The organism is Candidatus Sodalis pierantonius str. SOPE (assembly GCF_000517405.1).
GTDB classification, from domain to species: domain Bacteria; phylum Pseudomonadota; class Gammaproteobacteria; order Enterobacterales; family Enterobacteriaceae; genus Sodalis_C; species Sodalis_C pierantonii.
In genome coordinates this window covers 1,791,323-1,803,980 of sequence record NZ_CP006568.1, presented here as the reverse complement: position 1 = coordinate 1,803,980, position 12,658 = coordinate 1,791,323, and the positions used below count along the sequence as shown (strand labels likewise).

Annotated in this window: 17 protein-coding genes and 4 pseudogenes; 8 read left to right on the top strand and 13 right to left on the bottom strand. The window is 55.1% G+C overall.

The window, feature by feature from the left end:
* The first annotated feature begins 99 nt into the window (after positions 1-99).
* Both SOPEG_RS09185 and SOPEG_RS09180 read left to right on the top strand, forming a co-directional pair.
* Positions 100-735, top strand: coding sequence for a hypothetical protein (locus tag SOPEG_RS09185; RefSeq protein ID WP_025245116.1), 636 nt, complete (start codon positions 100-102; stop codon positions 733-735).
* Between the two features lie 520 nt (positions 736-1,255).
* Complete coding sequence (locus tag SOPEG_RS09180) at positions 1,256-1,465, top strand: hypothetical protein (protein WP_025245115.1); 210 nt, start codon at positions 1,256-1,258, stop codon at positions 1,463-1,465.
* 220 nt (positions 1,466-1,685) lie between these two features.
* On the opposite strand, the gene SOPEG_RS09175 is transcribed toward SOPEG_RS09180, so the two are convergent.
* Positions 1,686-2,111 (bottom strand): VOC family protein, encoded by a 426-nt coding sequence (locus SOPEG_RS09175; protein ID WP_025245114.1) that lies wholly within the window; start codon positions 2,109-2,111, stop codon positions 1,686-1,688.
* Between the two features lie 119 nt (positions 2,112-2,230).
* Between SOPEG_RS09175 and SOPEG_RS29425 the strand changes: the two are divergent.
* From SOPEG_RS29425 to SOPEG_RS29415, 3 genes and pseudogenes are all read left to right on the top strand, one after another.
* Positions 2,231-2,326, top strand: a pseudogene (locus SOPEG_RS29425) (LysR family transcriptional regulator); the annotation flags it as partial.
* 82 nt (positions 2,327-2,408) lie between these two features.
* Entirely contained in the window at positions 2,409-2,555 is a 147-nt protein-coding gene (locus tag SOPEG_RS29420; RefSeq protein WP_236851876.1) for a hypothetical protein, read from the top strand.
* A 15-nt stretch (positions 2,556-2,570) separates the two neighbouring features.
* Positions 2,571-3,065 carry a LysR substrate-binding domain-containing protein gene (locus tag SOPEG_RS29415; RefSeq protein ID WP_335334089.1) on the top strand — a complete coding sequence of 165 codons (495 nt, stop codon included), beginning with the start codon at positions 2,571-2,573 and terminating at the stop codon, positions 3,063-3,065.
* Positions 3,066-3,107: 42 nt separating this feature from the next.
* Here the strand turns inward: SOPEG_RS29415 and SOPEG_RS30225 are convergent, their stop codons facing one another.
* The 3 genes and pseudogenes from SOPEG_RS30225 to pxpB form a co-directional block, all read right to left on the bottom strand.
* Entirely contained in the window at positions 3,108-3,431 is a 324-nt protein-coding gene (locus SOPEG_RS30225; RefSeq protein WP_051419582.1) for a 5-oxoprolinase subunit C family protein, read from the bottom strand.
* Entirely contained in the window at positions 3,416-4,081 is a 666-nt protein-coding gene (locus tag SOPEG_RS30220) for a 5-oxoprolinase subunit C family protein (RefSeq protein ID WP_051419580.1), read from the bottom strand. Before SOPEG_RS30220 ends, SOPEG_RS30225 begins: the two co-directional genes overlap by 16 nt.
* Positions 4,081-4,797 (bottom strand): annotated as a pseudogene (gene pxpB / locus SOPEG_RS09160) (5-oxoprolinase subunit PxpB). Before pxpB ends, SOPEG_RS30220 begins: the two are co-directional and overlap by 1 nt.
* Before the next feature lie 130 nt (positions 4,798-4,927).
* Here pxpB and SOPEG_RS09155 point away from each other — a divergent pair.
* The gene (locus SOPEG_RS09155; protein WP_335334080.1) at positions 4,928-5,743 is read left to right on the top strand and encodes a LamB/YcsF family protein; all 816 of its coding nucleotides are present in this window, start codon (positions 4,928-4,930) and stop codon (positions 5,741-5,743) included.
* A gap of 28 nt (positions 5,744-5,771) precedes the next feature.
* Here SOPEG_RS09155 and SOPEG_RS29410 read toward each other — a convergent pair whose 3' ends face one another.
* Both SOPEG_RS29410 and SOPEG_RS29405 read right to left on the bottom strand, forming a co-directional pair.
* Positions 5,772-6,110, bottom strand: a complete 339-nt coding sequence (locus SOPEG_RS29410; RefSeq protein WP_025245112.1) for a 2-hydroxyacid dehydrogenase — start codon at positions 6,108-6,110, stop codon at positions 5,772-5,774.
* A gap of 103 nt (positions 6,111-6,213) precedes the next feature.
* Positions 6,214-6,342 (bottom strand): annotated as a pseudogene (locus tag SOPEG_RS29405) (hydroxyacid dehydrogenase); the annotation flags it as partial.
* Between the two features lie 31 nt (positions 6,343-6,373).
* Here SOPEG_RS29405 and SOPEG_RS28500 point away from each other — a divergent pair.
* Positions 6,374-6,646 carry a hypothetical protein gene (locus tag SOPEG_RS28500; RefSeq protein WP_162149698.1) on the top strand — a complete coding sequence of 91 codons (273 nt, stop codon included), beginning with the start codon at positions 6,374-6,376 and terminating at the stop codon, positions 6,644-6,646.
* A gap of 271 nt (positions 6,647-6,917) precedes the next feature.
* A pseudogene (locus SOPEG_RS09145) lies at positions 6,918-8,127 on the top strand (IS256-like element ISSoEn2 family transposase).
* Between the two features lie 136 nt (positions 8,128-8,263).
* On the opposite strand, the gene cspE reads toward SOPEG_RS09145, so the two are convergent.
* The 7 genes from cspE to kdgR form a co-directional block, all read right to left on the bottom strand.
* Positions 8,264-8,473, bottom strand: coding sequence for a transcription antiterminator/RNA stability regulator CspE (gene cspE / locus SOPEG_RS09140; protein WP_005968829.1), 210 nt, complete (start codon positions 8,471-8,473; stop codon positions 8,264-8,266).
* Positions 8,474-8,496: 23 nt separating this feature from the next.
* Positions 8,497-8,631 carry a DUF2627 domain-containing protein gene (locus SOPEG_RS24425; protein WP_071882013.1) on the bottom strand — a complete coding sequence of 45 codons (135 nt, stop codon included), beginning with the start codon at positions 8,629-8,631 and terminating at the stop codon, positions 8,497-8,499.
* Positions 8,632-9,663: 1,032 nt separating this feature from the next.
* Positions 9,664-10,647, bottom strand: a complete 984-nt coding sequence (locus SOPEG_RS09135; protein ID WP_025245109.1) for an MBL fold metallo-hydrolase — start codon at positions 10,645-10,647, stop codon at positions 9,664-9,666.
* 88 nt (positions 10,648-10,735) lie between these two features.
* Positions 10,736-11,005, bottom strand: coding sequence for a YebO family protein (locus SOPEG_RS09130; protein ID WP_025245108.1), 270 nt, complete (start codon positions 11,003-11,005; stop codon positions 10,736-10,738).
* Positions 11,006-11,097: 92 nt separating this feature from the next.
* Positions 11,098-11,241 carry a PhoP/PhoQ regulatory lipoprotein MgrB gene (gene mgrB, locus SOPEG_RS09125; RefSeq protein ID WP_025245107.1) on the bottom strand — a complete coding sequence of 48 codons (144 nt, stop codon included), beginning with the start codon at positions 11,239-11,241 and terminating at the stop codon, positions 11,098-11,100.
* 165 nt (positions 11,242-11,406) lie between these two features.
* Positions 11,407-11,655, bottom strand: a complete 249-nt coding sequence (locus SOPEG_RS09120; protein ID WP_025245106.1) for a DUF2766 family protein — start codon at positions 11,653-11,655, stop codon at positions 11,407-11,409.
* A 66-nt stretch (positions 11,656-11,721) separates the two neighbouring features.
* A complete protein-coding gene (kdgR, locus tag SOPEG_RS09115; protein ID WP_025245105.1) occupies positions 11,722-12,513 on the bottom strand; it encodes a DNA-binding transcriptional regulator KdgR in 792 nt (263 codons plus the stop codon).
* Between the last annotated feature and the right edge of the window lie 145 nt (positions 12,514-12,658).

Sequence of the window (12,658 nt, the reverse complement as noted above, 5' to 3'; positions counted from 1 at the left end):
AGATTTCTGCCCAGCACGGTAGCTTGTATAAGACTCGAAAAATGATAGAGAGAACTGTCTATGAGGACTGCAGCACAGACATCATCAGGGAAGGTGAATATGGCTATTTCCGCCAGCATGGCAGGAAGAATGATAGCCGGCGATCAAAGTGTGTATCACTTCAATTTATGGCGCAAAACGGTAGATTTCATCAGATATATTTTCACTGGACGTTCGTTGCAGGAAGATTACGAAGTCTTATTTAATCTATTAAATATTAACCGGCCTCGCATTTTGGATAGAATGCCGGTGAAGGATATTAAGGCCTTAAGACACGTGTTGGGCTTTATCCGCATGATTGACAATAGTCCGCCGGAGCTTAGAAGCCAATATGGCCTGCAGGGGCAGTTTTGCGATGGGCGCATCGCGGTACGCCTTAGCTACGACGACACGATGATCAGAGAAGTGCTATTAACGGAGGAGGCTTTCGGTTTATTGAACAACGTCTTTACGGTCAACAAGCGGGGAGCGATGACCTGCGTTGAACGTGAGGACAACGGTCGCGCGGGTGGAATGCTGGAGGCGCAGTTTGTTGCCGCCTGTGAACAATGGCATACGACTAGCGTCGGCAAAAACGCGCCGCCGGAAGGCCCATCCCGCGTAGAGATGATCCATTTATCGCCATGGCGAGGCAGAAGGCCCGTTGTTCAAGGGCTCAGAAGTATGCTGGAGGGCGTTAGCCAGCAGCGGTATTGACTCCTGCTCTCTTATGCTCGCTGCGCGAAGGCGCGGCGGGCGCAGCATGGGGTGCGGGAGAGGGCAATCGGGCTCCAGGCCGTGATGCCCGCCGCGGCGGACCTCCGCGGCACTGGCAGCGCGATTGAAATGCGGCGGCCGGGGGATGCTCGGATAAATAGTGCATTCCGGTTGCGACCGGTACAACAACAGTCTCGATTCTCATGCGAATAGTCTATTACTTCGAGTTAGTCAGATCTGCCCGTTTGCCAAAAATGAAATAAATGAAAACACCCAGCAGTAATATAATAATGCAAATTATCGCAATAATAAAACGCACGAGTTTCTTATAAAAATAGGGTAATTTAGTCACGAGTCGTTCCAAAAGGATTATTATTTTTTGTTACATGATCAATGGGATAGGAAGTCAATGGCAAATACGCGACTCGTCATACCGGCCAATTCATTCCTCTTTAAACGAAAAATTATGCACCAGTGACAAAATTGCAAATATCACTGGCGGTAAAAGTGCGGGGGAACTTTGTTTACAATAAACAAGAAACAGCCGGCAGATTTAATCAACCTGCGGCCGGACTTTGTCGCGGCGAAAATATTCCCTATTGCCATCGAAGGAGCCGAGCGTAGTGATATAAAGATTTGGCGGGCGGTATGGCAAACAGCGCACGTCACCGTCTCCTCGCTGTGGATGGGGATGTGGGAGTGCAAAGAAATGCCGAATAAGGGGGCATAACGCCAGTTATCGCCGCCTCCGCATACTGCGCTAATCACAGCGTTACAGCCGGCGCTCTTTTTCGCCAACGGCGTTTTTTGGTGGCGGAGGGCGTTATGCGCTACGCGGCGCCGATAATGTAAGGATAAAGGGTATTAACCCGTGCGACGGCGATAGCGCATCGCCATCGTCAGTTAACGTCCGTTGGCCGTGTTTTTCATGGGGCAATCAGCCCGGCGGCTTATTTGGCAAACAGCTGGCTTCTGTCTTTAAAAGCTTTGAATTCCAGCGCATTGCCGCAGGGGTCGAGCAGAAACATGGTCGCTTGTTCACCTATCTGACCTTTAAACCGAACATAAGGTTCGATAACGAATTTCGTAGCGAAATCGCGCAGCCGCGCCGTCAGCGCTTTCCACTCTTCCCAAGATAATACAATGCCAAAATGCGGCACGGGAACGTCATGGCCATCCACCGGATTGGTGCCCAGCGCATGCTGTGCCGGCGTTTTGGTCTGTTCATGAATCACCAACTGATGGCCGTAAAAATCGAAGTCCACCCACTGATCGCTGGAGCGGCCTTCCGCCAAGCCGAATATATCCCGGTAAAAGCGGCGCGCGGCGGGCAGATTGTCAACCGGAATGGCTAAATGAAACGGGCTCAGGGCCATGGGTACTCTCCTGTTAAAGCCGGAAATCGGCCGTTGCAGGCTATTCTTACCTTGAAATATTTTTATTAAAAGCGAATATTATCGCTACTACTCATCAAAAATTTTGCTAAGTGATACCCATGCTGCGCGAACTGCACACCTTCATCGCCGTGACACGCTATGGCACGTTTTCAGCGGCCGGCCAGCGCATTGGCCTGACGCAGTCGGCGGTCAGCACCCAAATTCGTCTGCTGGAGCAACATCTCGGCATGCTGCTGTTCGATCGTAGCGGCCGTGCTCAATGCCAACGGGCAGCGGGTGCTGCCGCTCGCGCAGGAAATCGTGACGCTTTTCGGCCGCATGCGCCAGCCGGCGACCGTCAGCGAATACCGCGGCACGATCAGGATCGGCGCCATTTCCACCACCCAAACCGGGTTGCTGCCGCAGGTGCTGCTGCGCCTGTAGCGCCAAGCGCCGGATCTGGAAACCCAAATCATTCCCGGCGTCTCGTTCAATCTGCTCAATCAGGTCGAGGTGGGTAATATCGATTTGGCCGTGGTGATTAAACCGGATTTCGTGTTAACCAAAGACCTTTACAGCGAACCGCTGCTGCGCGAGCCGTTTGTGCTGGTCACACCATTGGGTATGAAAGGAGAGGATCCGCTGGCGCTGCTGCGCGTCGCGCCGTTTATCCGTTATGATCGCACGTCGTTTGGCGGCAGGATGGTCAGTCAATTTTTGCGACGCGAGCGCTTGACGCCAAAAATAGCGCTGGAAATTGATGAGATTGACGCGATTGTGCGCATGGTGGAGCATAATCTTGGCGTGGCGTGGCGTGGCGTGGCGCTGGGGAAGTCGTTGACTTTCTACCGTGAATTGATCGTAGTAATGCGTTACAGCTGGCGTCAATCGCCGCCGCATCAGCTGATAACCGGTTTCCTGCGCGCCGCGGCGACAGAGGCCCAGACCGGCTAACGGGCGACTGCCGCCGTGCCACCTCACGCGATGTCGTGCGCGCTAACCCCGCAGCGCGGCCTCGCGTAATTCCCCCAGCCAGCGCTGCATATGCTGGTGTCGGCCTATCCAAAGGCTTTCTGCTTTTTCCACGCTGACCAGCTCGAAGCGCAGGCTGTCGCCGGGTTTATGCTGGCCCAGCCGGGCCAGATCGGCGCGAATCACGGTGGCGATTTTGGGGTAGCCGCCGGTCGTCTGGCGGTCGTTCATGGCGATAATCGGCTGTCCGTTACCGGGGATCTGAATACTGCCGCGGGAGATGGCGTCGGATACTATATTGAATCCCTGCACGTGGGGCACGGGCGGTCCACTCAAGCGGTAGCCCATCCGATCACTTTCACCGCTGACGCGGTACTCGCCGGCGAGAAAACACGTCCCCCCCCCCCGGCCTGACCAAAATGCCCCTGCTGCGGCCCCGCGACCACCCGCACTGGCCGGCGTTCGCGCTGGGGCATGAGCCGCTGCGCCGGCTGACTGACCTGACGCGGCACGATGTCGGGTGTTGCCGCCAGCGGCAGCCAGTCTCCCTTTTGCAACGGACGGCCAGCTAAACCGCCGAGCGCGGCACGCGCCAGCGTGGATACGCTGCCCATCACCGGCGCGATGGCGAAACCGCCCGCCACCGCCAGATAGCCGAGGGCGCCGCTGCAAGCGCGCATCATGCGCAGCGTACTGCCCGGCAGCAGGGTGTGACGGCAGTGGGTCGTAAGCGGCTTATCATCAAGCGTCAATTGCATATCGCCGGTCACGGCGAAACGGCAGGGGGCGGTACCGGTCAGGCGCAGCGTTGCGCCGGTCAGGGTGAATTCCAGCGCGCCCGTCGAGGCCGGATTGCCCACCAGGGCATTGGCGATGCTGAAACTCATCTCATCCATGGCGCTCGAGGGCGGCACGCCGTAATCTTCAAAACCAAACCGTCCCTCGTCTTGTACGGTGGTATAGACGCCGGGGGTCAGTACTTCTAAACCATTCGCCATTATTGCCATGTCCAGTCGGGAAGATAATCGCCTTGCGCCTGCAGACGTGTAAAGGTGCCCGCACAGACCGGCGTAAAACGGATCCGGTCGCCGGCGCTGAACAAAAATGGCCGCTCGCGGTCCGGTACGAAACTGCGCACCGGCGTACGGCCGATCAAATGCCAGCTGCTGGGCGCCTCTACCGAACCGACGGCGGTCTGCATACCGCCGATGCTAATGCTGCCGGCGGGGGTTTTCAGACGCGGTGATTCCCGGCGCGAAGTATGCAGGCGCGGATCCAGACCGCCGAGATAGGCAAAGCCGGACATAAACCCTATCATATACACCCGGTAGAGGACCGCGCTGTGCAGGTCTATTACCTGCTGCGGCGTGAGATGGTGCAGAGCGGCCAGGTCCGCCAGATCCACGCCGTAACTGACCGGGATAGTTCAGCACTTCGCCCGTTGGCCGGCGGCGTCTGGCTGTCTCAGCAGTTCCTGCAGCCGCGCCACCAGCTGCGTCTGTCTGATCTGGGTGGAATCGTAGGCGACGGTCAGCGCCCGATAAGTGGGGATCAGCGAGAGGACGCCGGTCAGCGCCGCGCCCCTGACTCTGGCCGCCAGCGCGGTGACCCGTTGATTAATCTGTTCATCGATGACTTCCCCGAAGTCCACGCAAACCGCCTGATCGGCAATGGGCAAAATGCGCCACGAGGGGGTATTTAGGCTTTGTCGCACGCGAATATCCTGTTTTGCCCTGCATGAAAGCGCAGGGCTTTACTTAGCGGGTGTTTTTGGAATACTTTTGGTATACCGAAAAAAGGCTGTCAATGCACAGCGTTTTTCCTAAGCCAGCTAATAGGCAAGAATGATGCCAGCGTGCCGCATACGGCCAACCGGGAGACAAAAAAGCATGTTAATCGATTTAAATAGCGATATGGGCGAGAGCTTTGGACCGTGGGCAATAGGGGATGATGCGCGCATGCTGGAGATCGTTAGCTCGGCGAATATCGCCTGCGGCTTCCACGCTGGGGATCCGGAGGTGATGCATAGCACGCTCAGCCTGGCCCACGCCCAGGGCGTCGGTGCGGGCGCCCATCCCGGTTTTTATGATTTACAAGGGTTTGGCCGTCGACAAATCCTTGGGGATAGCCCGGCGCAGATAGAGCGGCAGATCGTTTATCAAATCGGCGCCCTGCAGGGGTTGGCCAAAAGCATAGGCATACCTTTGCGGCATGTTAAAACCCATGGCGCGCTGGGCAATCTGGCGGCGGCAGATCCCGCGCCGGCGCAGGCGGTGGCCCGGGCGATATACAGCGTGGATCGCGACTTGATCATGGTGGTCATGCCCGGCATGGAGACCGAGAAAGCGGCGCTTAAGCGAGGATTGCCGGTGGTGCGCGAGATTTATGCCGATCGTGCCTATGCGGATAACGGCAATCTGCTGTCGCGCAAGCTTGACGGCGCGGTGTTGCACGATCCGCAGCAGGCGGCGACGCGTATTTTGCGCATGCTGGAGCAGCAGGCCATCACAACGGTGAGCGGTCGGGCATTGCCGTCGCGCATCGACAGCATCTGCGTGCATGGCGATACACCGGGCGCGGTGGCGATGGCCGCGGCATTGCGCGCGCGGCTTGAGGGACAAGGTTTTACCATCGCGCCGATGCAGGCGGCGGGGGGCTAACGCCGGGGTTGGCGGCGAGGGGAGCGCGTCAGGGCTGCCGGCGGCGCGGCCACACCGCCTCATCCACCAGCGCGCCGCGGCTGGTATTAATGAGATAGGCCGACGATTTCATCTGTGCCAGCGCCCGCGCGTCGATGATATGGCGCGTTTCCGGCAAGGACGGGAGGTGCAGCGAAACGATGTCGCTGTTAGCCAACAACGCGGACAGGCTGTCGGCCTGACGTAAACCCATGGCGGCGATATCCGCCACCGGGCGGCGAGTCAGCACCTGCACCTGCATACCCAGCCCGCGGGCCAGCGTGGCCGTCGCGCGGCCGATGGCGCCAAACCCGATGACCCCCAGCAGAGCGTCCTGAAGCTCGCGCAATCCCCCTCTCATATTTAAAGGCGAAGTGACCCGCGCGCAGCGCGCTGTCAGCCGCGGGGATCCGTTTGGTCAGAGCGAACATCAGCGCCAGCGCATGTTCAGCCACCGAGCGGGTATTCATTTCCGGCGTGTTGAATACCGCGATGCCCAGAGCATCGGCGGCGTCGACATCAATACCGTCAATGCCAACGCCGTGGACGCCGATTGCACATAAAGAAGGCAACTGCACCATTTCAGTGCGCGAAAATTGCCCGCTGCGATAGATGGCCGCAACCACCCGATCGGCTGGCGCTGCACGGCAAGCCTCTGCACCGACCGCGGGCGTGATGCCATGTGTGTGGGGTGGCAATCATTTCTGGACTCTCAAGGGAAGCGATGGATTAGCCGGAATCCCTTTACTGGCAAGGCTTACAGCGATTTTAAGGATTCTGGACTCGTTGCAAAAAAATGATCAGAAAATGATTTTTTTACACTATATTCTGGACTGGATTGAGCGTAGTTTGAGTAAGTTTAAAGACTGTTTAAATGGTTTTTGAGAATTCAGTGTTAAAAAATGCTTTGTTATGAATTTAAAATTATATGATTATATTGTTATAATAAACGACAGACCAACATTTATGGTTCATGCGCTGGCCTGTCGAGGGTATTCTATTTTTTCTTCATGTAGATCACATTGTTTAATTTCGAGTAAAATCTCTCTGGCTCGCTTAGGCGATAACTCTTTTAAAATTAAAGGAGCCTGTTTAGAAATTTGTGTATTTGCCTGATTTTGATATGTTCAATCCAACATCAAAAACAGGTTAATTTATGGACGAAAAACAGTTGCAGGCTCTGGCTAACGAACTGGCCAAAAATCTCAAAACCCCTGAAGATCTCAGTCACTTCGATCGGCTGCTGAAAAAAATCAGCGTCGAAGCAGCTCTCAATGCCGAAATGACCCATCACCTCGGCTACGATAAAAATCAGCCTAAACCGGGGACCAACGCCCGCAACGGCTATTCCACAAAAACCGTTACCACTGGCGATGGCTCGCTGGCGCTGCGTACTCCGCGCGATCGTGACGGTTCCTTTGAACCGCAACTGGTGAAGAAGAACCAGACCCGGATTACCGGGATGGATAACCAGATTTTATCGTTGTACGCCAAAGGGATGACCACCCGCGAGATCGCCGCCGCGTTCAAAGAGCTGTATGACGCCGATGTCTCGCCGGCGCTGGTCTCAAAGGTCACCGATGCGGTCATGGAGCAGGTTGTCGAATGGCAAAACCGGCCTCTGGATGCAGTCTATCCCATTGTTTATCTTGACTGTATCGTTCTAAAAGTCCAGCAGGATAGCCGCATCATCAACAAATCTGTGTTCCTGGCGCTGGGCATCAACATCGAAGGCCAGAAAGAGTTGCTAGGTATGTGGCTGGCCGAAAATGAAGGCGCAAAGTTCTGGCTGAACGTGCTGACAGAGCTGAAAAACCGCGGCCTGAACGATGTCCTTATCGCCTGCGTAGACGGGCTGAAAGGTTTCCCTGACGCTATTAACGCGGTGTATCCGGAGGCGCGGCTCCAGCTGTGTATCGTGCATATGGTGCGCAACAGCCTGCGGTTCGTCTCCTGGAAGGACTACAAGGCCGTCACCCGCGACCTGAAAGCTATCTATCAGGCCCCTACGGAAGAAGCCGGCTTGCAGGCGCTGGAAGCGTTCTCCAGTGCCTGGGACATCCGCTACCCGCAAATAAGTCGAAGCTGGCAGGCAAACTGGGCCAATCTGGCCACGTTCTTTGCCTACCCAACGGACATCCGCAAGGTGATCTACACGACCAACGCCATCGAGTCGTTAAACAGCGTGATCCGGCATGCCATCAAAAAGCGCAAGGTGTTCCCGACCGACGACGCAGTGAAAAAGGTGGTGTGGCTAGCGATACAGGCGGCCTCACAGAAATGGACAATGTCTTTGAGGGACTGGGCGCATAGCAATGAGCCGCTTTATTATCGAGTTCGGTGACCGCCTGGACGGTCACTTCTGAGAAAAGGCATTTACACAGAATCCGGTACGGGCTCTTAAATCCCCCCCCCCCCCCCGCGGGCGCGAAGCCAGCAGGGGGACTTAGATGTTATCCGTTAGTCAAATGACTAACCTAACCGTTGCCGCAGCAACCTAGATTACAGGGCAGTTACATTAACTGCTGAAGGGCCTTTCTGGCCATCCTGGATTTCGAATTCGACGTTCTGGCCTTCGGCCAGAGTTTTGAAACCGTTACCCTGAATAGCGGAGAAGTGAACGAACACGTCTTTGCTGCCATCGGCCGGAGTGATGAAACCAAAACCTTTAGACTCGTTGAACCACTTCACTTGACCTTTGATCTTTGCCATCTTGCATATTTCCTTTGGAGTGTTTAATTCGCCATTTGGCGATACAGAGACAAACTGGAGTCGTTACTGCTTGAGGCACTAAGATAAGGATCGGCAGAGAAGCGGTATGCAACGAAATCGTCTACACGCAATACTTCTTTACTGAAAATGCCACTCATATACAGAACTGTACCTCATTTTACCCAATTGCGTTATCACATACTCTGTAAACAATGGCAAGCCATTTTTAATCAGGGCCGGATATGTCGCACATCATCAAGACACTAGGCTACCAACCTCGCATCAATAAGGTGCGGGAGACCCTCATTTCCTACGGGGTTATAGCGCTACGGTCTGCCGTTATCGGAGAAGGGTAACATTAGCGCAAACCCCTGCCGACGTCCAATGCATTATTCAGAAATAACTATTCATTCATCAATGTAAGAAATCAAGGGGTCTAGTTCACAATTTTAACCCTTCCCCTTATAACCTCTTTTTCTAACATAGTGAAAGATTGTGCTAAACCTGTATGACCGCGTCAATGATGCACCAGAGGGCTTCAGCTCGCCTTTCGGCCAAGATAACATCCGCTTATAAGCCTCACGCCTCGCCCCAGCGCGGTGCTGAAGTTACGCTATAAAGGATCACCAATAGTTGTGCAATCTCTTTATATGCACAACCTGCTAATATGCCAATTAATAAATTTAAAAATAACCTATGCGCGGTTAATGCCTCAAAATGAACAAAAAAGACACATAATGTTCATTTATTACCTGTCGCGTGATGCGTTTGGACAATCTGGTTATTAACGCGCTATATACGGTGAATATTAAAGCAATATGACAAACGGAAAAGGAAATCGGCCAGTATTGCGATTGAGATTATTTTTTACACCGCTTCGTTTAATTATCTTCGGGGTCGCGCGCCCGACAAATTGGCATTAAGGGGGCGACCAGGGTATCGGTTAAAGCTTTCGCATCCAGGCTGACGTGCAGGTTTACGCTGGCGGCGAAGCAAAACCGCTTCTACTGAGTCCGCAGGGGCGTCAGGCCGGCAAAATACCGGGCCATCAGGTCACGTGCTACCCGATCAAACGGCCGTCAGCCCCCCCCCCCCCCCCGACACGCCCCTAGCCTCGCATCTAACCAGCAGGCCACGGCCCCGCTGATCTTTAGCGCCGCCGACTCCCGGGCTAATGGCAAAATCACCTATCATAGCGTGATCTTACCGCCGATTTTTAGCGCCGCGAAATCGGCATTATTGACGCCCGCCTCGCGCTGGGCGCGCAGTAACTCGCGCGGCGGCTCGTCCAGGGATTCATCCGCCAGCTCGAACACCCCCCAATGAATCGGGATCACCCGGGGCTGGTGAAGTTCCTGATAAAAACGCACCGCCTCGGTGGGGCTCATGTGACTTCCCGCCATGAACCATTCTGGTGCATAGGCGCCGATGGGCAACGCCGCCGCGTCAAACGGCCCCAGGCGTTGGCCAATTTCCGCCAACCGCGGGGTATAGCCGCTGTCGCCGGAAAAGAAGAAACGCCAGCGCGACGTGGACACCACCCAGTCGCACCATAAGCTTCGGTTGCGGTCCCAGAGCGAGCGCATGCTCCAGTGCCGTGCCGGGGTACAGTGCAGCGCGAACGCCGGCGCCGTGAGCGCATCCCACCAGTCGCATTCGGCCACGTGCTTGACGCCGTGTCGGTGCAACCAAGCGCCCATATCCAATGGCGCCGCGACCCGTAGCGCGGGAAAGCGTTTTAACAGCCGCCGCAGCGTGCCACGGTCAAGATGATCGTAATGATTATGGGAGTACAACACCCAATCAATATTGGGCAATTCGGCGATGGTTGCCGCCAACGGCGTTTTGCGCAGGGGACCGGCAAACGGCAGCGGTGAGGCGCGCTTGCCCAGCGCCGGGTCGCACAGGATATGTTGCCCGCCCACCAGCAGCAGGCAGGCATGGCTCAGCCACCAGACGGCGTCTTCATCGCCGCTAAAATCCGCTTTTTGCCACCACTGGCGGACAAAGGCCTCATAACCCTCGCCGGGCGGACGCGGCAGCCCCTGCGCCTTGCGCTCCTCCCTCCAGCGTTTCAGCGCCCCGGGATCGCGCTGGGAGATATCGGGATTGGTAAAACCGGTGGGTGTATGGTGGGACTTGGTGGAATCATACCAGCGATTGGGCTTGCTCATGGTTTTTGCACTCTCCCTGTCAGGGGCGGACAACGCAAAGGGATAAACCGCCGTTCACAAGCCGGCGGGGGTCAGGCGCGTCGGGGGATTAACGTTCGGCGATAAAATCCTTAAACATGATAGGTTCGCCGGGAACGGGGGTTGAAGCCGGGTTGGGCGGGTCTCCCCGGGTGAGTTTTGCCAACAGCTCGGTCTGCTGCTTTTGTTGCTCGAGAAGTTCGGTTAGCAGAGCTGTCTGCTCGTTCGCTTTGACACTGGCGCGGTTCAGGAAAAACCAGACCACCAGTACGATGACGAATACCGCGACGGACGCCACGGCGATTACGATATTCAGGATGTTAACTCCCAACTCATTCATGAACTAACCTGCCACTCATTGAACCAGTGGCTATCTTATCACTCCACGGCCGACTTAGTAGCCCGCTGACAAAATTTGCCTGTTAACAGACGTTACCAAGGCATCCATTTGGTCACCAGGCACATGCCGCTGAAAAAATCACCTCCCTGATCGCAAAAGCTATTCAGCGCCGACAGCCAAAGAGCCAAACAGAGCAGCAGAATCGCGACCAGTTTAATCGTTGTGCCTCTTTTCAAAACCCTATTCCTGAAATGCCTAATCAACTAATGTTATCTGTTTAAACTTAAACGAGAGATAACAGTACCTCATTTAGTTTTCAATGAAATGATTTTTAAGTAAGAAAATAAACGGGTAAATTTAACGGGTCGCACCCAGGGCGAGACGCGGCCACGTAGCGGCTTTTAGTGGGGAGAGGCACGCTCGAACTTCATGTCGATAAGGGCAATGGCTTTCTCAATCGCGCGCCGCGTAATGGGGTCACGGGCGGCGGGATGGGTGCCAAAGTCAATGTTTTTCAACTGCGCGGACATTTTGTCGCGCACCTCCGCCGGCGCGATGATATCGATAACGTCCAGAATCTGTTTGATTACCAGCTGACAGGCGACGAGATCGGACACCAGTTCCTGATTTTCAGTAAGGGATTGTGTCATTTCTTTTCCTTTATGCGTGAGCATCCGAACCGGCGGATCAAACGAGCCGGTTCGGTCTTTGAGGGGTTAAAACGGATAGTCGTGGTAGCCTATCTGGCGGGAGATGGTGCGCGCCGCGTCGTGCAGCATTTTGACATAATCATTTTTGGCCTCTTCGGAAAAGCGGATCGTGGGAAACGAGATGCTTAGGCCAGCAATGACAACGCCAAAGCGATCAAAAATCGGTACCGCGATACAGCGCAGCCCCTCCTCCTGCTCCTCGTTATCCTCGCCGAACCCCTGCGCGCGCACCTGCTCCAGCTCCGGCAACAGAGCTTCTCGACTGGCGGCGGTGCGGGACGTACTGCGGGTGAAGATCACATCAGCCAGAATGTCGCTCGCCTCAGTGACGCCACGCCAGGCCAGTAACACTTTGCCAATCGCGGTACTGTAGAGCGGATTACGGCGGCCAACGCGCGAATACATGCGTAAATTGTACAGCGAATCGATTTTATGGATGTAGACGATGCTGTCTTCATCCAGCGCGCCGAGGTGAATGGTTTCTCGCGTGAGGTTGGATAGCACCCGCATTTGAATGTCGGCGATACGAATCAAGTCGACGTTTTGCAGCGCTTTCGCACCGAGCTCAAACAGCTTAAGCGTTAAGGAATACTTTTCCGATTCGCCCTCCTGCGCGACGTAACCCAGGGATTTCATCGTTTGCAGGAAGCGGTACACGGTACTTTTCGACATCATGACCCGCTGCGACAGTTCGGTGATGCCAATTTCACGTTCTTTCCCCAGCGCCTGGAGGATACCGAACACCTTCAATACCGACGACACCGAATCGGGTTGCCGGTCGACTTCTGCTATCGCCATGTTAATAAGTATCCTGTAAGGGCAGGTTTGCGTTTTAAAAAAATAGAACATGATTTTTAGTATAATGGCAAGGCCGCAGCCTGTGCAATGCGCAATGGCGGTTCAGCCGCGTTGCGCGTTAGTTAGTATTTATTACATTTCCCGC